Here is a 21,336-nt window from a genome sequence, read left to right as displayed (position 1 = left end):
CTGCCGGTGACGCAGGCCTGGAACGGTTTCGCGCCCTGACGAATGAGGAACTGAAACCAGGTGATGGTGGTGATATGGGCGGGAATCACTCCCGTGACCTCGACCAGGCGCCGGCGGATCTGGGCGAGGTTCTCCTGGGTGTAGGTGGTGATGAGCACGCGCTGCGATGGATCGGCGAGCGCGGCGTCGATGATCAGCTGGGTCTTACGTGACCCGGCGGCAGCGATCACCGCGCGGTTACCGGCGGACGGCATCACGGATGTACTCCGGCATGGTGATGGTCTGCTCGGACTCGAAGACCGCGAGCGCCCAGCCAGTCTTGTTGGCTGCCATGTGGGTGAGCAACTCTTCGTCGGTCGTGAAGTTCTTGCCGAGGATCTCGTTCAGGCGCGTGAGACCGTTGGCGGCCAGTATCTGGGGTTCCAAGGTCTTGGCGTCGCCGGTGCCGACGTGAATGGAGATGAAGTCGTATCCGGCGAACTCCGCGTAGCGCTGATGCATCTTGGCGGCGTCGCCGTCGTTGTCGTTGACAACGGCGACGGGCTTGGCCAGTGGCACGGCGAGGTCCAGGAAACGGGCGGCCGACAGGCCACGGACGTTGATGATGTCGACGCCGTCGGCGATGGGTTCGCGTCCATGTTCATCGAGGTACGCGCGCGTCAGGATTAGTTCGTCCGAGGGCCCTTCCACCAGGATTGCGCGTTTGGCCAAGACCAGGCGCAGGGTGTCGTAGCCGGAAAGCTTCTTGAAGTAGTCGACGGTGTCCCTGCGCAGATCGGTGATGCGCTGCCCGCCCGCGTTCGTCAGCAGGATCAGCTCGTCGAGGCCGAGCTTGTTGAGGATGAAGGCGCTGTGAGTGGTCGCTAGGACCTGCTTGCCGGCGCACTTCTCGTTGATCTTGTGAACCAGCTGATTCAGTGATGAGAACGAGAGGTGGTTCTCCGGTTCTTCGATGAGCACGACGTGCGTGTCGGCGATTTTTTCGGTCAATGCCAGGAGGATCTTGAGTGAACTCTGTTCGCCCTTGCCGACGTAGGGGAAAGGCAGTTCGTCGAGATGCGGTACGAGGCTGCGCTCCCAGCCTGCCCGTTGGGAGATGTCGATGGACAGTGTCAGCTCACGATCGCTGATCTCACCGCGTTCCCCGGCAAGCCTAGTGTTGATCTCCTTGACCGCTGCGATGTCGCCGAAGGCCTCCCGCAGACTGCGATAGGCCAGCGACAGCTCGACCCGCTGACGGGGCCCCAGGGAGTCAGCGATGATCGACTGCAGGTAGGCGTCCGCCCCGTTCGGAAGTCGGATCGCGGTCGCGTCAATCAGCGTTGCCGTCGCCGGAACCCCGCGCGCCGTGATGGCGTCACCAGCGAAGTTGGTCCAGTGGACCTGGTAGTACTCCGTTGGCACCCAGGCGATGCGGCCCGGCTCGGCAATGTACGTGGCGTACTCATCGATGAAATCGAGATTGAAGGCTATCCGGATCTTGACGCCGGGCGTGAACTCCCGCAGCGAGTTGTTCGCGCCTCTGAGCGGGGCCAGGTTGTCGGCGTCGTCGAAATAGAGCTCGATCAGAATTTCCGGTGGCTCCGCCGGGCCGCGTGCGCGCAGCGCTGCTACGTACTCACGGGTCGCTTGCAGATTCATCAGGAACGGCGACAGTTCCGCGGCCGCCGGATTGCCACGCAGCCTGCCGGTCAACGCAAGGTTGATGGCCTCTAGCAGGTTCGACTTGCCTGCGTCGTTGTCGCCGACGATCACGTTCACGCCGGGGTTGAGGTCCAGCGCGAAGTTTCGGAACACTTTGTAGTTCTTGATCGTGATCTTCTTCAGCATGCGTGGCCATAGAAGTCGCGTGGCTGTTCCGCCTGGTACGGATTGGTCAAGGCCGTCTCCTCACGTCACGGGACGTGTCGATGATGGTTGGCGGCGTACCTATATCCAATCCGCTGTCGCGTAGTTGACCATGGTTGTGGCCGGTCAGAGGATGCGGACCGACCGGAACGTGGCGACGAAGGCGGCGGTGTCGCGGTGCGTACCAGGACGGACGTGTAACGGTCGTCGTCTGGCAGGAGCCCGCTTCACTCCGTGAGGGTGACTTGCCACGCCGTGGCCAGTCGTGCTACCTCGGGGTGTCGATCTCCGGGTGCCGTGCGGGTGGCGTGGGTGGCTGGCTGGCTGGCTGGCTGGCTGGCTGGCTGGCTGGTGCCAGCGTGTTCGCTGCTGAGATGTAGCGAGGCTCGTATGCCGTGGAACTTGGAGGCTTCGGCAACGATCTCGTTGATCTTGGTTGCTATTCGTGAGGTCGCCGGGAGATTCCAGGCGACAAAGTTCACGTCGATCCAGCCGTCGATGAAGTCGCCACGGGCGGCCGATCCGCATAGGCCTACGCCCGCTTCCGGATGCCGGCGATGGCAGCCTGAGCCTCCGTTGCCACCTCAGTGACGAGTTGGCTGAGGCTACGACTGAATGGAAGTGGCCCTGCCGAATGCCAAGCGATGATGGCGAGGGCGCGGTCCAGGACCCGCCGGAACTCAACGTGAGTGGCCGCCTGTCGGGCGGCGAGGGCGTCAAGCCAACGAGCTTGGACGAAGCCCTCGTCTCTGGCAGGCGTTGCGGCGGTGGTCGCGGTTGTGAAGAGGAACCAGTCGACGGCCTTCGCCGCAGGCGAGCCGTCGTTGTCGGTGAAGACGTACTTCTCCTGTCCGAGGTACGCGCCGTACTGAGTACCGGTCAGGCCGGCCTCCTCGGCCACTTCCCGCACGGCTGCCTGCAACGGCGCCTCGCTCGGCTCGAGGCGACCCTTCGGGGCTACGGTCTGTCGTTCGCCGTTACCCCGGACCTGATCGAGAAGCAGGATCGAAGGAGCGCCCAGCTCGTTGGTCGTGACGCCGGCGCCGGCGGAGGAGTATCGACGAATCACGGCTGGGCTCCTTCGAGGGCTGCCTGGATGGATTCAAGCGCGTCGCGGGGCCGAGCTAAACGATCCTGCGCCCTGAGGCGGTCATCCCAACTCGCGGGCTTCTACTCAGGCGGGACGATGGTCGAGGCCATAGGTGTTCCACCACGACGGCCGGTGCCTTCGAAGGGCTCCTGCGACTCGGGTCAGTAGCAGCCAGTTACCGTTCAGTGTCAGTGCCGCGTCCTCCGGCCTGCTGGCGAGCAGCCGGTCGACGGCCGCGACCATGTCGGGGACCGCCCTGCCGGACGTGTCGTCCTTGAGCATGTGGAAGACGATGTTGACGTACGTGTCGGGTTCCCATTCCCATTGGGAGCCGTCGTCGTCCTCGGCGTCGTAGTAACCGTTTCTGCCCGCATAGATGCTGACGGTGTAGCCGGACTCGTCACCGAGGTCAGCGCCGAGTAGTCGGGGGTATCCGGGCAGAGTCGACTCCTCGACGTTCCCAGGAGCCACGATTTCGGCCACATGTTCCAACGGGATGTCGCCCGCCAGCGTCAGTCGGTACTCGATACCCACGTGCTGCCTGCCTTCTCAGTCTCGTCGGACGATCTGAATGATCTCACCGCTGCGGGTCAGCGCTGTGAGTTCTTTCAGGTGCTGGATGGGCCAGTCGTCGAACTGCTTCTGCAGGGTGCCGAGGTCGCCACGCCAGTCCTGCAGGTTGAGCATGATCCGTTGGGTCTGCTGGCTCGCCACCTTTCCCGACACTTCCGTCCAGACGCCGCGCACCGCTTTGGCGGGGGTCGGTGAGTAGCAGTCGAAGACATGGCCTTCGATCAGGTAGTCCGGGTCCTTGTCCGGCTTCCCGGCGTCGCCCGTGTTCCGCCGCGCCTCGGCGAGCTCCTGCCTGGTCGGGTTCTGGTGCAAGCGGTAACCCTTGCCAGCGACCGTGTCGGCACACGCGTTCTCCAACTCCAACGCACGCTGCACCCTCTGATCCGCCCGGGGCGGGATCCTGGTTCGGGGCCCGGTAGGTGATCCGCCGAGGACGCCGGTCGGGTGCCGGCTCCACGGCGCGGGGTTCCGGTCGCCGGAGGCGTCGCCACCGGAGGCGGGAGGCGGCGGGTTCGGATTGCTGGTGGCAAGAGGGGGCGGGCTGGCCGGTCTGGGACTGCCAGCCCCGATCAGTTTCCCGAGGACCCGATATGCCGTGCTTCAGTGATCGCGGCTTCGATGAGTTGCCGAGTGGTGCTGGTGCGCTGGACTACCAGTACCAGGACCTGCTTGATGCTTTCCAGCGCCTGCAGCAGCGGTCCGGGCTGCCCGCCCTGCAGGATCATGGTGACAAGCCGCTGTGCCTCACCAACCTGAGCGATCGTCGCTGCCGTCGCGTCTCGGGTGCTGTCTACCGCCGCGTGGACGGGTGTCAGTCCGGAGATCGTCTCCTGCGGAGTCGCTTCGTGCGGAACGGCCGCGGTTGCCTTCGTCGCCTCACTGATCGAACCGCCGAGGCTGCCCAGGCCACCTTGGATATCGGTGATCGCACTCCGCACTCGCGTTACGCCCACCGCCACTGCGGCGAAGCCAGCGCCCGCGGCCCGCAGGGCCACCTCCTGTGCCTGACTGTCGGCCGCGGCTGCCAGTCCCTGCGCGCGCTCGACGCCTGTCGCCAGGGCCCGGAGCTCAGCGGTGATCTTCTCGATGTGCGACACGTGGTCGACTCCCCAATCGAAGACTGTAATGGCGTCCGGCAGCCGAAACTACCGGGGTATCCGGGAGGCCCACCAGACATCAGCAGTCGAAGACCTGAGGTCCCGAGCATGACGTGGATCGGCGGTGGAACCACCACCTACTTGTGTACTCGCGGAAGCGAGCCCCAACGTGACGCCGGAAACGGGTGGGCGTCCAATCAGTTGGGCACGGCTGGGTGTAGGCCATGGTGGAGCGCCGCGAGGACGGCTCGGCAGCTATCCTCGACTGAGGCGAAAGAGCTCACTCGCTGCGTTGGCAGCCCTGGCCAATCAGGCCCGACCCGCATCTCCTCCGCGAACGTCCGTAGGTACCTCAGGTACCGCGGAGTTACGGGCTGAACTTTTTCGAGGCGTGGCAGGGCGGCCCCGAGCGCATCTTCGGCACCAAGTTCAACCGCCGTGCACGGCTGAGTTTCCTGAAGCGCGCGGACGGCGTTGGCGAGAAGTTCCCGCAGGTCGCCGAGTTTCGCGTGATGTCCTCCGGCCTGTGCGAGAGCAGAGGCGTAGACGGTCTTTGGCCCTCGATCAACGAGATGCACGCTGGTTTGCTTTTCGCTGCCCCGCCGCAGGCCGTCGATCCGACCGATCATCGCTCTCACCAGCGCTATGGCCACCTCTGTCCCGCTGCTGCTGGTGACCCAGGGGCCGAACTGTTCGGGAGCGGTGATCGGCGTGAGGTGCTGCCAAAGCGGCTCAGCGACGTGTGTGTCGATGTCTGCGGAGTTGAGTGCCTCGTGAAGGTGGCGGACAAGGGTTGTCTTGCCGCTGCCGTCGATGCCGTCGACGAAGAGGATCATCGCTGTGAGAGCTCTTCGGCGAGTCGCTGTGATTCCATGAGCACGCTGGGAACGCGCGCGGCGAGCTGTTCTGCCTGGTCGATGTTGCCCGCGCCAGCGCGTCGGTAGGCGTTGTAGTCGTGCAGCAACGCGCGGAGCTGATCACCGGGCCAGTCATGCAGGGCGTCTGCGACGTCGGGAGGTCGCAGGGGCGCATCCGGGCGCCGGTGTGTCACAAGCAGCCGGGCGGCGCTTGAGAGTACGGACAGCACCCGGCGCGCCGCGTCCTCGCGCTCCGGAACACTGTCGCGGCTCCTGCTGAGACGTAGGAGAGCAAATTTGTGCAGCACACCGATGTCACCGGCGAGGTCGGTTTCTTCCGGTAGTGCGTGAGTAGGCGCGGTGCCCGCGATCACGGCGGTGTCGATTCCGACACGACGCAGTACGGCGCGCATTTTCATGTCGTACAGGTCGCCAAGGCGACGTGCGTCGCGCCCCTTGTCGTCGGCAAGGTGCAGTGATGCCCGCAGGCCGAGGCGGTGGGCGGCTCGGGTGACGGTTCCCTCGAGCTCGGTTGTCGCGCTCGATGCACCGGACAGGTTCCAGGCGATGAAGTCGACGTCGCTCCACCCGCCGACAAAGTCGCCACGTGCGGCAGATCCGCACAACCCGACTCCGGCTTCCGGATGCTCGGCAACGGCCGCTTGTGCCCCCGCTGCCACCTCCGCGATCAGGCGACTGAGATCCTTGCTGAAAGGTAGAGGCCGTGCGGAACGCCAGGCGATGATGGCGAGGGCGCGGTCCAGTATCTGCTGGAATTGCGGATGACTGGCAGCCTGGCGGGCGGAGTCGGCGTCGAGCCAGCGGGCTTCCACGAAGCCTTCGTCTCGGTTCGGGATTGTTGCCGTGGATGACGCCCTGAAGAGGAACCAGTCGACCGTTTTTGCGGCGGTTGTGCCGTCGTTGTCGACGAAGGTGTAGCCCTCCTGTCCGAGGTACGCGCTGTAGTGCGTGTCGGTCAAGCCAGCTTCCTCGGTCACCTCCCGCGTGGCTGCCTGTAGCGGGGCCTCGCCCGGCTCCAGGCGACCCTTCGGGGCCACGGTCTGTCGTTCGCCGGTCTTCCGAATCTGGTCGAGGAGCAGGACGGACGGGGCGTTCAGGTCATCGGTCGTGACGACGGCGCCGGCCGAGGAGTAGCGACGGATCATGAGGGGGTGCCTCCCGGGGGTGTCTGGATGGCCTCGAGCGCGCCACGTAAGCGAGCCCTGAAGCTGGTGATGTCGGCGCTGTTGTCGATCCAATGATCGGCAACAGCGCGCCAGGTCGGTAACTGTTCGTGAACTCGCTTGCGGTCGTCCTTGCGACGGACGATCTGTTGCGCCTGCTTGGTGCTCATTCCTCGAGCCGCTGCCAAGCGTCTGATGCGCAGGGCCTGCGGCGCGGTGATAAAGATGATGTCGCACGGCGCTGGCCATGCCCGCTTCAGTTCGGCCGTGAGAGCGGCGTCGATGAAGCTCTCGACTACCAACGGGGCCTCACTGGCAATCGACAGTTCGATGAGCTTCGCGATGAACTCCTCGTACGCGAAGTCTTCCCGCGTTTCCGTGCCTTCGTGGTAGGCCTCCCGGCCCGTGGTGAGTTGCACCAGGATTGTTCGGATCTTGATGCGTCGAGCGCCGAGAGCGCCCAGGTATTCGCCCGCGCTCGATTTTCCGGCCTCGCTGGTGCCCGCGAGGAGGAGCATCGGTGGTGGCGTGGGCAGCATCGGCATCAGGTGCCTCCCACTATCCGGCGGCTGACCGCCATGACGCTCGCGGGCAGGTCGTGTGGCCTGCCGATGCCGGCACGGACGATCGAAACGGCGCTCAGCGCATCGATCATCCTCTCGTCCCGGCCGGCTCCGCAGAGATTGCGGCCGATGCTGACGTCGTCGGGTGAGTCGAAAATCGAGACGTGGTCAAGCCTCGGGTTGCGGAGCTTGGCCTCGTGGTCGGTCACCGCGGCGTGTAGCAGGTCGCGGCCCGCTGGGGCGGGCGCCTCCCGCAGTTCGCCCGCCGGCAGTCCGTGGTCCGGGATGACGATGAGGCTCAACGGCACCGGCCGGTGCTCGGCTAACGCCCCGGCGGGCAGATCCACCGGGTAGAGAAGCCGCTCTGCGGCCCCAGGGACCAGCAGTGCCGCCATGTCGGCTCGGAGGTGCCAGGGCATGGTCGGCATCGGCACGATGCACGGCTGGCCGTGGCGGACGACGGTGAATGCGAACTCGTCGACAAGTAGGCTTCCGCCGCGCGCGGCGAGGCCCAGCGCGAGGGAGGTCTTACCCTGCCCGCGACCGCCGTCCAGCACCGCCACGGCCGACTTTCCTTCGTCGGTGGTAATCGCGCTGCCGTGAAGGAGCGCCAGGTCGCCATTGCCCAAAACGGCCATGGAACGAGCGGCGGCCTGGAGTATCCCGATCTCGAGAGTGGCCTGGCCACCGGGCAGATTTGCGGCGAGTTCGAGCAGGACTTCGTTTTTGCATGTGTCGACGATCAACCGGGTCCGGTCGCCACCGCACACGTGCATGGACTGGGTTGCCTGCCCGGTCGGGCGTTCCGCGCGGGTGATCCGGGTGACGAAGTGCCGCAGCGATGGCGGTGCCGACTTCGCGACGCGCAGCTCCAGTGAACGGTTGCCGATGGTCAGGAGACTCATGGCTGCTCCGGGGACTTGCTGAGGACCAGCCACATGGAGTAGCGACGGTGTCTGCTGCGAATCGGGGGCGAAGGTGTCGACAAGACACCAGCTTCGGAGGTCACGCTCGCGTGCTGACGAATGCCGCAGGCCGAGGCCAGGAGGTACAGCTCGGTTGCGGTGGTGAGGTGGGCGTAGCCGGGCGCGGCACCGCTGGCCTTGTTGGCCAGATAGATGATGTCGCGCGCGGGCAGTGGCCTAGAGCCAGCACGGCGTTGGCCCTGCCAACGGACGGCGCGTGCGGCCATGTCCAGGACGTTGGCGATGCGGACAAGCCCGAAGCGGCCGGCATAGTGCCAGTTGAACGTCTCCACCAGGACGCGGCCTCCCGGGGCGCACACTCGCCACAGCTCGTGCAGGGTTTCCAGCCGTTCGGCTTCGGTTGCGAGAGCGTTGAAGGAGAAACGCAGGCACCAAACCTGGTCGAAGCTGGCCGTAGGTAGCGGCAGGGCGCTCATGCTGCCGTGCACGAATGTGCCGTGCGGGCACGCGAGTCGGGCTGCGGTCAGAGCTGCTTCGTTGATGTCGACGCCGACGACGTTGCCGCCGAGCGCGGTGATCGCCCGGGTCACACGACCTGCTCCGCACCCGACATCGAGGATCCGCGCCTCGGTGCCGAGCCCGTGGTAGAGCGCCTCCTCGCATGTACGCAGCGGCGCTGTGTCGTAGAACGAGGTTTCACCCGCGTAGTGCGCCTGATTCAAGGAGCTGATCATCGCCCCGTAGTCGATCTCGGTGATATCGCCATGGGTAGTCGTCATCGCAGGCCCCAACCTCCATCGACGTGCGGCGTGGTGCCGGTATCTCCACACTCACCTTTCGAATCCTCTGGGTGAACGCCGGGCATGCGGACGAAGTGGTTGTCCGCATCCGCGTGCCCAACGTGTGGGGCTGTCAATCGGCGGCGATTCAGGCGATCCTGGTTGCATCCCGCCAGACGGTGAGCGACCCTATGTGCGATGTCCACGCCGCTCGATTTCGCTTGGTTCGGAGTGGTCTGAGGAGGCGGTGTCATGGGTCAGGCCCCGCGGGCGCTACAGCCGTCCTTGTCCGAGCGGCATTTCTTCGGTGCCGAACTCCGACGGCGGCGGGAGCGGGCCGATCTCTCCCAGGCTCGCTTGGGCTCCATGATCCGATTTAGCGCTGATCTGATTCGTCGAGTCGAGACCGCGGACCGATTCCCCTCTCGGGAATTCGTCGAGGCATGTGACAAGGCGCTGGCGGCCGACGGAGCCCTGATTCGACTGCTACCGCTGCTTGAGAAGACGCGGAACGAGGAGGGCCCGCCGCCGGCCGGCCCTGCGGGCGGCACCAAGTTGCTGCCCACCTACTCGGCGCAGCCGTCGGTGATATCTGAGATGGTCGTCCGGGTCCCATTCCAACCGGGGGTCCTTGATCGTGCCGCCCTGGACTGGCTGAATGCCCCATCCGGCCCTCCTCTGCCCATGCACACGCGACCCGGCTCGTCTGATCAGGTCTGCGATGAGGACCTCTTTTCCGCCGAGACCGCCCTGGAGATGTTCCGACAGTTGGACCACACGCACGGCGCTGGACGGATCCACGCCCAGGTGCAGCGATACGTCGAGGACGAGCTGAACCGGTTACTGGCGAACAGTCCCGCCTCGAAAGCGATCGGTCGGCGTCTGTACACGCTGGCGGCTGGCTTCTTCGAGCTGTGCGGCTACCAGGCGGTCGATACCGGTGCCCATGGTCTCGCACAGCGCCGCTACCTACGTGCACTGCGGCTGACGCAGGCCGCCGAGGACCGCCTCTACGGCAGCTACCTGCTGGCTGTGAACATCGGCCACCTCGCGCTGCATTGCGGTCACCCCGAGCCGGCCCTGCGAATGGCGCTCACGGCGGTGCGAGGCGGTGAAGGTCTGGCGACGCCAGCCGTGAAGGCAGGGCTGCATGCCGTGGTGGCACGCTCGCACGCCCGGCTCGGTCGTGAGGGTGAGTGCCTCAGCCACCTAGACATCGCGGAAAGACATCTGGCCCGCAGCCGGCCCGAGGACGAGCCGACGTGGATTCGGTACTTCACCTCGGCGTATCTGGCGGACGAGATGGCCCATTGCTTCCATGACCTGGGCAGACCGCAGCAGACTCAACAGCACCTGGGTGACGCTCTTGCCGCGTTGAGTCCCACTCACGTCCGTCGTCTTGCCATCGACACCGCGCTACTGGCCTCGTCGTTGGCCGCCGCCGGCCGCATTGACGAAGCCTGCGTTGCCGCCCGGGAGGCGGTAGATCATGCGGCGAAGACCGCCTCGCACCGTTGCCTGCAGCGCGTCGTCGAGGTCCAGGCGGACCTCGAGCCCTACCGATGCGAGCTGGAGGTTCGTGAGCTCGGCGAATACGTTCGCCATCAGCTGCCGCTCGCGGCAGTGTGACCGTCTCGACTGGTCAGGGGAGCTGCTATCGCTGCGCGGTAGTGGGCCAATTCCGCCTCCAGTGCCGCACCCGCCCGCTTGGATGTTGCCACGTAGTGTCCGATGCCGGGGAGGAGCAGCAGCTCGTGAGAGACACCGCGAGCCTCCAGTTGATCGGCAAGTTCCCGTACGTCCTCGGCCACGGCCACTTCATCGGCAGTGCCGTGAATGAACAGCACAGGTCGCTGAACGGCGGCGGCATCGACTCGCCCGGCACCGCCGCGAAGCCGCATGGCATGCGCACGTTGGAATCGGGGCACAGTCTTCGTCCAACGGTCAGGATCCACGATCGCTGAAACGGCGGTGGCAGCAGCGAACGGACCATCCTGCGCCACCGCGTGCAGCGCCGTGTATCCGCCAGCGCTGGCACCCCGGATGAAGACCTGTCCTGGGACGGCTTGCCCTGCCGCCAGGAGTTGGTTCGCCACTGCTGCGCAGTCATCGACGTCGACTAAGCCCCACAGGCCATACAGAGATTCCCGGAAGACACGGCCGTACCCCGTGCTGCCGAGGTAGTCCACGTCTACGACAGCGAATCCGCGACTGGTGAAGAACTGCGCCTGCCAGTCCAGGCGCAGCAGGCAGGATGCTGTTGGCCCAGGGTGCGCCCGAACGATCACGGGAGCCCGCCAGGACGCCGGTGAGCCCGTCGGTGGATACACCAGTGCCAAGACCTCACGACCATCTGTGACGCGGACACGCAGCTCAGTCGGCGTCGACACCTGAACCCGGGCAAGCCCAGCGTGCTCCGATCGGGCAAGCACCTCCACCTTTGGATCGTCACCCGCTAGGTGAACGAGCGCGATCTGGGGCGCCGCCGTTGGTGACGAACCGATCAACGCCACCGTCGTACCCAGCGCGGCGAGGTAGGGCTTGATCGACGTGTACGGCAGATTCACCTGGCGGACGGTGCCGAGAGTGTCGATGACAACGAGTCGGTGTCGCGGCCCGTCCTGCACTGCCACGACGATTCGACCGTCGTCGAGGAAGTCGTATGACGCGTAACCCAGCTCCCACGGCTCTGCGGCGCACTCGCCGGCGATGGATGCCACCGCCTCGACCCTGTCTCCATCCCAGCGGAACAGATTCCACCAGCCGCTGCGGTCTGACATGAAGTACAACGCGCCATCGGGTCCCCACCGAGGCTCGATCGCTGACTCCTCGGCACCGCCGGCGACCCTGACCGGTGCCTTAATGTGACCGTGCGATGAATAGGGCGCCACCCATACCTCGCAGGCATCCCAAGGCATGTCGCGCTCGCTCCAAGCAGACCAGGCCAGGGAACTCGGACCTGGCCGAGGTGCGCTCAGGAAACCTCTGCCCGCGACGAGGGTCCTCAGCTGTCGTGCGCCCGTGAGTGGAAACGCGATCAGCTCGTCGCCGTGGTCCGACTCTCGCACCGCCAGCAACTCGCCGTCGCCGAGCGTCAGATCTCCCAAGGATGCCCGGCTGACCAGGTCGAGTTCCTCGCCTTGACGGCCCTCGTACAGGCCACCTTCGCCGACACACCACAACGACTCCCCGGCGATGGCGAAAGACCCGCCACCGTACGCGTGAACGTTGTTGGTGACGTCGAACCCCGCAGGGCTGGCATCGAACTTGCCCTCGCCGGCCCGCCAGCGCGTCAATGTCGTGACCCCGCCAGCGTCCGGACGGGTTTCCAACCAATAGAGCGTGCCGTCAGAGACACGAAGCTGGTCGTAGCTGACAGACGCGCTGACAGCGTCGGCCAACGAGACGGCGGCGACCGAATCCGCCACTTGCACGGCCCTCCTCGAACAACTCTGGCATGCCCCCGCCCGCCGCCGGACCGGCCGGGGCGAGTGTCCCTCGGACACCGGCGACTCTACGCCGGACTTGTCTGTCCTGGCCGCCGGACTTCTTGTGCCGAACTGGCCGCTGGCCGGTCGTCGCGTCATAGCTCCCTACATGCGGACAACTTCTCTGTCCGCATTTCCGGTATCGACCCGGCTATTCGTTCCGAGCGACCCTTTCGACTGGGAGAGGCCCGCAGGTCGGACCGGTAATGGCTGCCCTGCCCAGACAAACGCGAGCTGATCGAAAGGGCTGCGATGCAATTTAAAGACGAATTGAAGCGTTACGGCTACCGGCAAGAATTGAGCCGCCAACTACGGTTCCGGGATCTAATTGCCTACGGGTTGGTGTACATGGTGCCGATCGCGCCGATCGCGATCTTCGGCAGCGTCTACGCCGGCTCCGGCGGGATGGTGGCCCTGGCTTACGCGGTCGGTGTGGTGGCCTTGGTGTTCACGGCGTTCTCGTACGCGCAGATGGTGAAGGCGTTCCCGATGTCGGGCAGCGTCTACAACTACGCAGGGCGCGGCATCAGCCCACCGGTCGGGTTCCTCGCCGGCTGGGTGATCCTTCTCGACTACGTCCTCGTGCCGGGGCTGTTGTATCTGGTGGCGTCGGTGGCGATGCAGGCCACGGTCCCGTCGGTGCCGGTGTGGCTGTGGCTGCTCGGGTTCGTCGCAGTGAACACGATCGTCAATTCGGTGGGGATCCGCATGACGGCGGCCGTCACCCGGGTGATGCTCGTCGGCGAGCTGATCGTCTTGGCGGTCTTCTTGGCCGTCGCCGGCTGGGCACTCGCCTCGGGCAGGGGCCGGTTCAGCTGGGACGCCTTCTACAACTCCGACACGTTCACCTGGTCGGTGGTGGCGGGGGCGGTGTCGATCGCGGTGCTTTCCTTCCTCGGCTTCGACGGGATCTCCATGCTGGCCGAGGAGACCAAGGGTGGTTCCCGGCAGATCGGCCGCGCGATGGCTGCCGTCTTGATCCTGGCCGGGGTGCTGTTCGTCGCGCAGACGTGGCTGGCGGCGATGCTCGTCCCTGACCCGGGCGGGCTTCTCGCCGAGGGTGATCCGAACGGGACCGCGTTCTATGACGCCGCTGCCGTGGCTGGTGGAGGTTGGCTGGCGACGGTGTGCGCGGTGGCGACGGCGATTGCGTGGGGGTTGCCGAACTCGATGGTCGCGCAGGTCGCGACGTCTCGGCTGTTGTATGCGATGGCTCGGGACCGGCAGTTGCCGGCGTTTTTGGCGAAGGTGTCGATCCGGCGCAGCGTGCCGATCAACGCGACGTTGCTCACCGGGGCGGTGTCCCTGGCGCTGGGCCTGTACATGGCGACCCGTGCGGATGGGATCACCCTGCTGTCGTCGCTGATCAACTTTGGGGCGATGGTCGCGTTCCTCGTCCTGCACGTCTCGGTCGTGGTGCATCACCTCATCCGGGAGCGCAGCGGGAACTGGTGGGCGCACCTGGTCATGCCCGGCATTGGCTTCGCCATCTTGGTGTGGGTGGTGGTCAACGCCAACATCGCCGCCCAGCGCCTCGGCCTGGCGTGGCTCGCCCTCGGGATGGTCGTTCTGGCTGGTCTGTACCTGTCCGGCCGTCGACCTGCCCTGTCGGGGTTGGCGCCCGCGCAGCCGCAGGCGCGTCACGTGGAGCGGGTGTGACCGGCATGGACACGTTCACCTACCGGCCCGCCCGCGACGAGCTGGCGTACACCTTCGGCGGTCGGATGCCGGTGGCGCACGTGCGCGGCGGTGACGTGTTCAGTGTCGTGACGGAGGACTGCTTCGGTGGTCTCGTTCGGGGTCCGGCGGACCTGCCGTCGCAGGTGTGCCGCATGCCGTACCTCAACCCGGTGTCCGGGCCGTTCTTCGTCGAGGACGCCGAACCCGGCGACACCCTCGCCATCCACCTCGCCGCAATATCCCCGGCGCGGGACTGGGGTGTCTCATCGACGTTCCCGCACTTCGGGGCACTGACGTCCACCTCCCACACCGCCACCCTGCAGCCTCCGCTGGAGGAGCGGGTGTGGGTGTACGGCATCGACCGACAGGCCGGGACCGTAAGGTTCGAGGCCACCCGCAGCGACCATAGCGTGGACCTGCCGCTGGACCCGATGATCGGAACGATCGGTGTCGCCCCCGGCGGGTTCGAAGCCCGCTCCACACTCGTGCCCGACACCCACGGCGGGAACCTCGACACCCCACACCTGCGCGCCGGCACCACCCTCTACCTCGGTGTGAACGTTCACGGGGCGATGCTGGCCCTCGGCGACGGACACGCCCGCCAGGGCGAGGGCGAGGCCTGCGGCGTCGGCGTGGAGATCGCCACGACCACCACCCTCGCCATCGACGTCATCAAAGGCGTCAGCACTCGGTGGCCGCGGTTGGAGACCGACCGGGACATCCTGACGATCGGGTGCGCCCGTCCGTTGGAGGACGCGTACCGCATCGCCCAGCACGACCTTGTCGGCTGGGCCAGCGCCCTGACCGGCCTGGAAACCCTGGACTCCTACCAGCTCGTGTCGCAGGCGGGACGGGCGCCGATCGGCAACGTGTGCGACCCCAACTACACCGTCCTCGCCGCCATCGACAAAACCCTGCTCCCCGCCCCCGGACCCGCGTATGGCGGGGCACACGAGCGGCTGCGGCGGCTCACCGCCGAACTGCGGTAGGAGCCCCGACGATGACCGCGTCGATCCCACGCCTGCCGCTGCGCGATGAGCTGTTTCTCCTCGGCCACGACGACGACACCGGACACCTCCACGTGCACCGGCAGGCCCTCGCGCTCGGGCTCGCGGGCGCGGTCCTGATCGACCTGTACCTGGCCGGGCGGGTGATCCTCGACCCGAACGACGACACCCGCCCGGTCAGCCACCTGCGGATATACCCGCACATCGACCGGCCAGTCGGAGACCTGATCGCCGACGCCGCGACCGCCACCATCCGCCACACCCACCCGCTAATGCGGGGGTGGCTGCGCGGGTTCTCCGCCGACCTCTACGACCGCACCCGCGCTGGCCTCGTCGCGGGCGGAATCCTGCGCCACCACACCCGACGGCGCCTCGGCGGCCTTATACGCGCCGACACCTACCTACCCACCGACAGCAAATGGGCCGTCATCGCCCGCTCTCGCCTGCGCTACCTCGCCTCCGGCCGCGAACAACCCGACAACCACACCGCCGCCCTCGCCGGCCTCGTCGCCGGCCTCGGCCTCACGCACCACCTCTACCTCGACGACGACACCACCGTCCTGGCCGCTCGCCTGAAGGCCATCGCCGCCCAGCATTACCAGCCGGTGCGCCACATCACCGCCGCCGTAGACGCCGCCGTGGGTGACCTCGCCACCGCCGCCTACCGCTAGCCCTTAGCCACCCCACCTCGAGAAAGCTGACCGTGAACAACCTGCCCCACGTGCGACCCGCGACCGAGACGCCCCACCCGGTGGGCCGCCGAGCCGTAAAGGTCACTGCCGCCGCCTGCGCGCTCGGCCTCCTCGCCACCGCCACCGCTATCCCGAACTGGACGGGTGCCGCCGGGCCAGCCCAATCCCCACCCTCGCCCTCCACCACTGCCGCGTCCCAGTCGGCCGTGTCGCCGTGTCCGTCACCCGCCGCCCTGACCGCGGCACAGCTCAAGGCACGCGCACAGCAGAAACTCGACCCATCGCCGACGCATCTGACGGAGTCGACCCCGGCGCGGCAGGCTCTGGAAGCGGTCACGGCGGGGCCGTCCGGCTGCGATTCCATCCCGGGCCGGTTCGCCTACGTCCACCTACTCCAATGGGCCACGGACACCACCATCGCAGGCAACAGCACCACCACGCGGATCGTGCTGTTCGAAGAACAACGCTGGCGCGCCGACGACGCCTCCGGACGCGTCATCCGCAGCCGCTACCCCGGCGGCAACCAGCCCACCGACGACAGCACCTACCACCCCGGCGAGCTGGACGGACCCATCGGGCCAATCGCCGCCGACCCAAAAGCGCTCACCGCGCACATCGACGCCACCCAGCCCCGATTCCTCGGACCCACCGCCGTCATCCGCGGCCTCGCCAGCCTGCTCGGCTGGCGTACCCCCAACCAAGCCGCCCGCACCGCGATCCTCACCGTCCTGCGCGGCACCCCCGGCATCGCGTACCACGGATCGGTGACCGACCGGGCAGGCCGAACCGGCGTTGGCATCAGCGCCACCTCCGACGACATCCGCTTCCTGCTGATCCTCAACCCCAACACCGGCGAACTACTCGCCTACGAAAGAGCCGCGCTCACACCGCCACCGGGCAGCGACCGGACCGGCCCCCTGGTCGACGACTACCACCTGTTCCTCGTCCACACCCGTGCCACCAGCAGCGCCAACTCCTGACCTGCACAACCGACAAGCTCGAAGGGAAATCTCGCCATGGACACTGCAACGCGCATCCGCGCCGCCCGCTGGGCGGACAAAGACCACGTCGCCGCGCTCATCGCCGACGCACTGCATCCCAGCCCTCTCGCCACATGGCTGATCCCCGACCCAGGCCCACGCCGCCGGATCCTCACCGACGTCCTCGGCATCTGGATCGAACACGCCATGTTCTACGGCGACATTCACCTCACCGACGACGCCACAGCCGCCACCGTCGGCTTCCACCGATACCGCAGCATCCCGCCACCGGCGAACTATCAGATGCGGCTGGCCGACGCGGCAGGCCCGCACACCGACCGCTTCGACATCCTCGATCGGCTGGTCGCCAAGGCTCGGCCCACCGAGCCCCACTATGAGCTCGCGTTCCTGGCGGTACGGCCCAGTGACCAGGGCACCGGTCACGGATCGGCGATGCTCGCCCATCACCGCAGCCGCCTCGACCACGTGAACCTGCCGTCCCGGACCAGCACCACCTCTGCACGCGGCCTCTACGGCCGGCACGGCTACACCGCCCGCCCGCCGATCGTCTTGCCGGGCGGTCCAACTCTGCACCCGATGCGCCGCAACTCCGAGTCAGCCGGCGAGCAGCTGGCGGTCATCACCGCTCGGGAGTCGTGGTCGGCGTAGATCAGCATCGCTCGTCTGCAACGGGGGGCGGACATCAACCTGGGCGCAGGTGGTCGGGTAACCTGAGGCGCAGAGGGCTGTTAGCTCAATGGTAGAGCTGAGGACTTTTAATCCTTAGGTTCTGGGTTCGAGTCCCAGGCGGCCCACTTACCGCGCACATGACGTGGCCCCGCCACCTCGACGAGGGCCACGTCGACTTGCGGGCGCTGGCTTGGTCGCGTTGCCGGCTGTATCCGCCGGACATTCGTGACGGGCAGCCGATGGGCGATGAGGAACGGGAACGACTGTTGGACGGCTTCGCGCCAGCCGATGACACGCTCGCCAGGTCGCTGGCCGACATGTTCCTGGGTTACGGCGACGGCTACTTGACCAGCGGCCCGCCCTGGTGGAGCCAGGGGCAGGTCGGCTTGTTCCTGGCCGACTGGCTGCCGCGCAAGGCGCGAACAACGCGCCGCGCTGCCGGAGGTGCTGCGGCGCTGGATCCGGTACAGCCTGGAACATCGTGCGGTCGACCCGGAATGGATCAGTCCGGTGGTCGAGGTCGTCAACACCTTCCTTCCCGCGTTCGAGGAGGCGTTCGAGGACACGGCGGTGTGGGGGTCCGGCCAGGCAGATCGCTGCGGAGTTGGCGGCCCGTGGTATCGATCTCTTCGACGTGGAAGGCGTCGAGGACGCGATGCGAGGGCTGACGCTGAATGCCTCGCTCGAAATCTGACCGACTGATCACCTGAGCGGGGTATCCGGTGACGACGTGGCTCTGACAGCTCGTAGGTCCGGCGGCATGTCACCCATCGACTACGAACGCTTCATGGCCGAAGCCAGGAGGGCCGAAGCCGCAAAACAGGACCCTCCAGGTTCCGGGGATTGAGATACCCGTGACGGACAAGGAGGAGGAGTCGCCGCGGGCGCTGCGTGGTGAAGCCGGTTGCTGCGGTGGGAGTTGTTGCGGCGGTGCCATGCCATGGGCAGAGCCAGCCGGGGAGGGGGCGGACCGGCGGGAACCTAGTCGCCGCCGCCGAGAATCGCTGGGCCGCCGGTGGTGATCGGCACCAGGGTCTTCTCAGGTAGTGCTGCGCGGGTGACCTACGCTCGGGAAGCGTGCTGTTGACATTGGATATTGCCGGCTTCGCAATCGAGGCTGACTGGGTCGAGGCGTGTGCCACGGTGGCTGCGGCGTTTGGCACCATCGGCGCCTTTTTCTGGCAGGCACGCGCGCTGGCAGAGGAACGAGAGACTCGCCGTGACGAGATCGAGCGCCTTGAGGCCGACCAGCATGACACGCAGGCAGCTCAAGCAGCCGCAGTCGTGCTTCACAGCCCAGCTATAGGGGGCGCCGACGGGCTGGGAATCCTGAAGTTCAACGTAACTGTTGAGAACTTCGGCAGCGCGCCGATCATCAACGCCAAGATACACCTACAGCTCTTGGGGTGGCCTACTGAAAAAGTGAGCGAATGGCACCTTCTGACCGTTCTGCCAGGTGGTAATTCTGAACGCGTGAGTTGGGATCTCCGGAAGTTCAACCTCGAGTGGCCCGAGGACCTTGACCCGGACGAGGCCGCCAAAGAGCTCTTCCTGCCAGTGGCCTACTTCATCGATGTCCATGGCGTGACCTGGGAACGCCCGTTCTTCGGTCATGTGAAGCGATTTACGGTCGTGGGACACGGGCGGGTGCGCCGTGAACGTTCGCGGTTCCATCTCTTCAGACGGCCAGGCCAATGGCGCCGCGGACCAAGGGCCGCCAAGGCACCCCGGAGGTCTTGATCGCGTACCGGCTGGCGTCACGTCGCCGAGGTTAACCGGCTTGTCTGCACCCGGAGTGCGGCTTTTTCGTCCCCGACCTATCTGCCCGAACAGGCCTGGGGCCTGTTTGCGCGTGGGGCGCGGCGGCGTCGGCTGCTGGTCAAGGGTGAGGTCAGCGTGGTGCGGCGGCGTACTCGGCTGTCAGGTACGAGCGGTAGGCGATCATTGCGGGGATAGTCACGTTCAGCTTCCCCGCCGTGGTGGTCAGCACCTCCTCGTATCCCAACAGCGCACCCGAGCGTGGGTCGACGATCATGGTGTATTGGGTAGGCAGGCCGTGAGCGTCGGTGGTGATGGAGAAGGCTTCCCCGGTACGTCCGGCGCGGTCGGCCCCGGTGACGGTCCCGGTGACCGTGATGCCCGGGAGGTCGGCAAGGAGTGTGAGCACCGCTGCGCGCTGAGCCGGGTTCAGCAGCCGCACCCCAGCAAGTTGAGCGGCGTCCTCCAAGTGTCTTCACCGGGCCACCTGGAATGCTGGCGCTGGCCGCTCGGCCACGGCCGGTGGCGATGCAGCCCCGCCGCCGAGTTCGGCGGCAGGGCCGCATTCCGGGACTACCGCCCCCGCCTGGCGGGTGTTGACTGTCTACGCGGCGCGCTTGCGTCGCCGGGGGAGCAGTTCAGCGGCGGCTTCGGCTTTGGCGCGTTCGACGTCGAGTTCGGCGATGACCGAGGTGTAGACGTCGGTCATGGCGGCCGAGGAGTGGCCGAGGAGTTCCTGGATGTCTTTGAGGTCGGCGCCGGCGGCTTTGAGGTAGGTGGCCGCGCAGTGTCGTAGGTCGTGTAGCCGGATCGGGGGTAGGTCGGCGTCGCGGACGAGTGCTTCGAAGCGGTCGGTGACGGCGTTGGGGTGCCAGGGCTTTCCGTCGGGTTGGACGAAGAACAGTCCGGTGTCGGGCCAGGTGTGGTCGGCGGCGAGTTTCCACTGGGCGCGGCGGGCGTGGTGGGCGCGCAGGACGACGCGGGTGATGCTGGCCATGGCCATGATCCGGTTGCCGGACTCGGACTTGACCTTCTTGACCACGGGTGTGTAGCCGTGGGTGGCCATCTGTTGGGTGACGCTGATCATCGAGCTGTCGAGGTCGACGGCGGCGTCGGGAAGTCCGACGGCCTCGCCGCGGCGCAGCCCGCGGTGCAGGATGAGCGCGAACAGCGGGTAGAGGGCGATGTCGTGCTCTTCGGCGTGGTCGAGGAACGCGCCGGCCTGCTGCGGGGTCCACACCATCACTGGGCTGGGCCGCTCGCCGGTGTCGCGCCACCGTTGTACGGCTTTGGCGGTCCATACCCGGGCTTTGGGGCGCGCCCCGGATGGCAGCTCGATGTGGGCGGCGGGGTTGAAGTCGATGAGCCGGTTGTTGCCACGGCGGATGGCGTCGTTGAGTGCCTTGCGCAGGGTGGCGCGGATGCGGTGCATGCTGGCCGGTTTGGTGGTGCGCAGGCCGCGGACGCTGGCGCGGATGGCGGGGTCGTCGCTCTGGCGGGCGATCTCGATGGCGGTGCTCCGGTCGCCGATGGCGGCGAACATAGCTTCGACGTGCTCCACCCGCAGTTTCACCAGGGCGATGGCGCCCAGGTGCGGGACCAGGTGGACGCGGATGTGCGACTCGTAGGCCAGCAGGGTGCTGGGTTGGACGCTGCTGAGGCTGCGTCGTGACGCCAGCCACGACTGCAGGTACTCGCCGACGGTGGTCGTGACGGTGGCGGGCAGTCCGGCGCGAACCCGGCGGGCGATGGTGTCACGGTCCGGCAGTGGCGCCCCGGCCGCGACGGCGAGGAGCATGTCGGCGATCTCGGCGGCGACGGCCGGCTCGTCGCTGGCGAGGGCGAGCAGGGCTTTGGCGTGGTCGCGGTCGCCGGTGGCGGCGTCGCGGCTGTCGAAGGTGCTGCGGCGTAGCTGCCGGCGCGCCTGGCCGGGGTGGGTGGGCAGTTCCAGTTGGTAGGCCCATCGGCCGTGGGTGGGATTCCATACTCCGTTCGCCCGGCGCAGCTGCGGGCAGTGGTTGCCGAGTTTGCGCCGGTTGCCGTCGCGGCACGAGCAGCGTTTGAAGACGGATCCTTCCGCCATGATCAGTTGTCTCCCTCGGGTGGGGTGTTCGGCACCCGGTG

Annotated in this window: 20 protein-coding genes and 1 tRNA gene; 8 read left to right on the top strand and 13 right to left on the bottom strand. The window is 66.8% G+C overall.

Going from position 1 to position 21,336, the window contains the following annotated elements; all coding sequences use genetic code 11:
• Positions 1–237: 237 nt before the first annotated feature.
• From AB0A90_RS08650 to AB0A90_RS08605, 10 genes are all read right to left on the bottom strand, one after another.
• Positions 238–1,830 (bottom strand): AAA family ATPase, encoded by a 1,593-nt coding sequence (locus AB0A90_RS08650; protein WP_357243842.1) that lies wholly within the window; start codon positions 1,828–1,830, stop codon positions 238–240.
• A gap of 550 nt (positions 1,831–2,380) precedes the next feature.
• Positions 2,381–2,917: an NUDIX domain-containing protein gene (locus tag AB0A90_RS08645; protein ID WP_357243839.1), complete on the bottom strand. Its 537-nt coding sequence runs from the start codon at positions 2,915–2,917 to the stop codon at positions 2,381–2,383.
• A gap of 105 nt (positions 2,918–3,022) precedes the next feature.
• Positions 3,023–3,472, bottom strand: a complete 450-nt coding sequence (locus tag AB0A90_RS08640; RefSeq protein ID WP_357243836.1) for a SitI3 family protein — start codon at positions 3,470–3,472, stop codon at positions 3,023–3,025.
• A 15-nt stretch (positions 3,473–3,487) separates the two neighbouring features.
• A complete protein-coding gene (locus AB0A90_RS08635) occupies positions 3,488–3,886 on the bottom strand; it encodes a hypothetical protein (protein ID WP_357243833.1) in 399 nt (132 codons plus the stop codon).
• Positions 3,887–4,080: 194 nt separating this feature from the next.
• Entirely contained in the window at positions 4,081–4,608 is a 528-nt protein-coding gene (locus AB0A90_RS08630; protein WP_357243829.1) for a DUF6244 family protein, read from the bottom strand.
• Positions 4,609–4,805: 197 nt separating this feature from the next.
• Positions 4,806–5,444, bottom strand: a complete 639-nt coding sequence (locus tag AB0A90_RS08625; protein ID WP_357243826.1) for a hypothetical protein — start codon at positions 5,442–5,444, stop codon at positions 4,806–4,808.
• On the bottom strand, positions 5,441–6,631 hold the full coding sequence (locus AB0A90_RS08620) for an NUDIX domain-containing protein (protein WP_357243823.1): 1,191 nt from the start codon (positions 6,629–6,631) through the stop codon (positions 5,441–5,443). The genes AB0A90_RS08625 and AB0A90_RS08620 overlap by 4 nt, the downstream gene beginning before the upstream one ends.
• Positions 6,628–7,194 (bottom strand): hypothetical protein, encoded by a 567-nt coding sequence (locus AB0A90_RS08615; RefSeq protein ID WP_357243820.1) that lies wholly within the window; start codon positions 7,192–7,194, stop codon positions 6,628–6,630. Before AB0A90_RS08615 ends, AB0A90_RS08620 begins: the two co-directional genes overlap by 4 nt.
• Complete coding sequence (locus AB0A90_RS08610) at positions 7,194–8,117, bottom strand: hypothetical protein (RefSeq protein ID WP_357243817.1); 924 nt, start codon at positions 8,115–8,117, stop codon at positions 7,194–7,196. Before AB0A90_RS08610 ends, AB0A90_RS08615 begins: the two co-directional genes overlap by 1 nt.
• Positions 8,114–8,917, bottom strand: a complete 804-nt coding sequence (locus AB0A90_RS08605; RefSeq protein WP_357243814.1) for a methyltransferase domain-containing protein — start codon at positions 8,915–8,917, stop codon at positions 8,114–8,116. The genes AB0A90_RS08610 and AB0A90_RS08605 overlap by 4 nt, the downstream gene beginning before the upstream one ends.
• Before the next feature lie 252 nt (positions 8,918–9,169).
• Here AB0A90_RS08605 and AB0A90_RS08600 point away from each other — a divergent pair, with 252 nt between their 5' ends.
• Positions 9,170–10,546 carry a helix-turn-helix transcriptional regulator gene (locus AB0A90_RS08600; RefSeq protein WP_357243811.1) on the top strand — a complete coding sequence of 459 codons (1,377 nt, stop codon included), beginning with the start codon at positions 9,170–9,172 and terminating at the stop codon, positions 10,544–10,546.
• On the opposite strand, the gene AB0A90_RS08595 is transcribed toward AB0A90_RS08600, so the two are convergent.
• Complete coding sequence (locus AB0A90_RS08595; protein ID WP_357243808.1) at positions 10,522–12,345, bottom strand: prolyl oligopeptidase family serine peptidase; 1,824 nt, start codon at positions 12,343–12,345, stop codon at positions 10,522–10,524. The two genes, AB0A90_RS08600 and AB0A90_RS08595, sit on opposite strands and share 25 nt — an antisense overlap.
• Positions 12,346–12,657: 312 nt before the next feature.
• Here AB0A90_RS08595 and AB0A90_RS08590 point away from each other — a divergent pair, with 312 nt between their 5' ends.
• The 7 genes from AB0A90_RS08590 to AB0A90_RS08560 all read left to right on the top strand — a co-directional run bounded on the left by AB0A90_RS08590 (position 12,658) and on the right by AB0A90_RS08560 (position 19,194).
• On the top strand, positions 12,658–14,064 hold the full coding sequence (locus AB0A90_RS08590) for an APC family permease (RefSeq protein WP_357243805.1): 1,407 nt from the start codon (positions 12,658–12,660) through the stop codon (positions 14,062–14,064).
• The gene (locus AB0A90_RS08585) at positions 14,061–15,074 is read left to right on the top strand and encodes an acetamidase/formamidase family protein (protein WP_357243802.1); all 1,014 of its coding nucleotides are present in this window, start codon (positions 14,061–14,063) and stop codon (positions 15,072–15,074) included. Before AB0A90_RS08590 ends, AB0A90_RS08585 begins: the two co-directional genes overlap by 4 nt.
• A gap of 11 nt (positions 15,075–15,085) precedes the next feature.
• The gene (locus AB0A90_RS08580) at positions 15,086–15,763 is read left to right on the top strand and encodes a GPP34 family phosphoprotein (RefSeq protein ID WP_357243799.1); all 678 of its coding nucleotides are present in this window, start codon (positions 15,086–15,088) and stop codon (positions 15,761–15,763) included.
• A gap of 50 nt (positions 15,764–15,813) precedes the next feature.
• Positions 15,814–16,764, top strand: coding sequence for a hypothetical protein (locus AB0A90_RS08575; RefSeq protein WP_357243796.1), 951 nt, complete (start codon positions 15,814–15,816; stop codon positions 16,762–16,764).
• A gap of 36 nt (positions 16,765–16,800) precedes the next feature.
• Positions 16,801–17,433: an N-acetyltransferase gene (locus AB0A90_RS08570; protein ID WP_357243793.1), complete on the top strand. Its 633-nt coding sequence runs from the start codon at positions 16,801–16,803 to the stop codon at positions 17,431–17,433.
• Between the two features lie 74 nt (positions 17,434–17,507).
• Positions 17,508–17,579 (top strand) — tRNA-Lys (locus AB0A90_RS08565).
• A 952-nt stretch (positions 17,580–18,531) separates the two neighbouring features.
• Positions 18,532–19,194: a hypothetical protein gene (locus AB0A90_RS08560; protein ID WP_357243790.1), complete on the top strand. Its 663-nt coding sequence runs from the start codon at positions 18,532–18,534 to the stop codon at positions 19,192–19,194.
• A 151-nt stretch (positions 19,195–19,345) separates the two neighbouring features.
• Here the strand turns inward: AB0A90_RS08560 and AB0A90_RS08555 are convergent, their stop codons facing one another.
• Complete coding sequence (locus tag AB0A90_RS08555; protein ID WP_357243787.1) at positions 19,346–19,681, bottom strand: hypothetical protein; 336 nt, start codon at positions 19,679–19,681, stop codon at positions 19,346–19,348.
• A gap of 135 nt (positions 19,682–19,816) precedes the next feature.
• Positions 19,817–21,295 (bottom strand): tyrosine-type recombinase/integrase, encoded by a 1,479-nt coding sequence (locus tag AB0A90_RS08550; RefSeq protein WP_357243784.1) that lies wholly within the window; start codon positions 21,293–21,295, stop codon positions 19,817–19,819.
• Positions 21,296–21,336: the final 41 nt, after the last annotated feature.

It is taken from the genome of Micromonospora sp. NPDC049204 (assembly GCF_040647935.1).
Lineage (GTDB): Bacteria > Actinomycetota > Actinomycetes > Mycobacteriales > Micromonosporaceae > Micromonospora.
Note: the sequence above shows the minus strand (reverse complement) of the source record. Positions and strands in the feature narration are given on the sequence as shown.

Coding starts and splice junctions, on each gene's coding strand:
- AB0A90_RS08650 (WP_357243842.1), bottom strand. CDS start 1,830: ATGCTGAAGAAGATCACGATCAAGAACTACAAAGTGTTCCGAAACTTC.
- AB0A90_RS08625 (WP_357243826.1), bottom strand. CDS start 5,444: ATGATCCTCTTCGTCGACGGCATCGACGGCAGCGGCAAGACAACCCTT.
- AB0A90_RS08620 (WP_357243823.1), bottom strand. CDS start 6,631: ATGATCCGTCGCTACTCCTCGGCCGGCGCCGTCGTCACGACCGATGAC.
- AB0A90_RS08615 (WP_357243820.1), bottom strand. CDS start 7,194: ATGCCGATGCTGCCCACGCCACCACCGATGCTCCTCCTCGCGGGCACC.
- AB0A90_RS08610 (WP_357243817.1), bottom strand. CDS start 8,117: ATGAGTCTCCTGACCATCGGCAACCGTTCACTGGAGCTGCGCGTCGCG.
- AB0A90_RS08605 (WP_357243814.1), bottom strand. CDS start 8,917: ATGACGACTACCCATGGCGATATCACCGAGATCGACTACGGGGCGATG.
- AB0A90_RS08600 (WP_357243811.1), top strand. CDS start 9,170: ATGGGTCAGGCCCCGCGGGCGCTACAGCCGTCCTTGTCCGAGCGGCAT.
- AB0A90_RS08590 (WP_357243805.1), top strand. CDS start 12,658: ATGCAATTTAAAGACGAATTGAAGCGTTACGGCTACCGGCAAGAATTG.
- AB0A90_RS08580 (WP_357243799.1), top strand. CDS start 15,086: ATGACCGCGTCGATCCCACGCCTGCCGCTGCGCGATGAGCTGTTTCTC.
- AB0A90_RS08570 (WP_357243793.1), top strand. CDS start 16,801: ATGGACACTGCAACGCGCATCCGCGCCGCCCGCTGGGCGGACAAAGAC.
- AB0A90_RS08550 (WP_357243784.1), bottom strand. CDS start 21,295: ATGGCGGAAGGATCCGTCTTCAAACGCTGCTCGTGCCGCGACGGCAAC.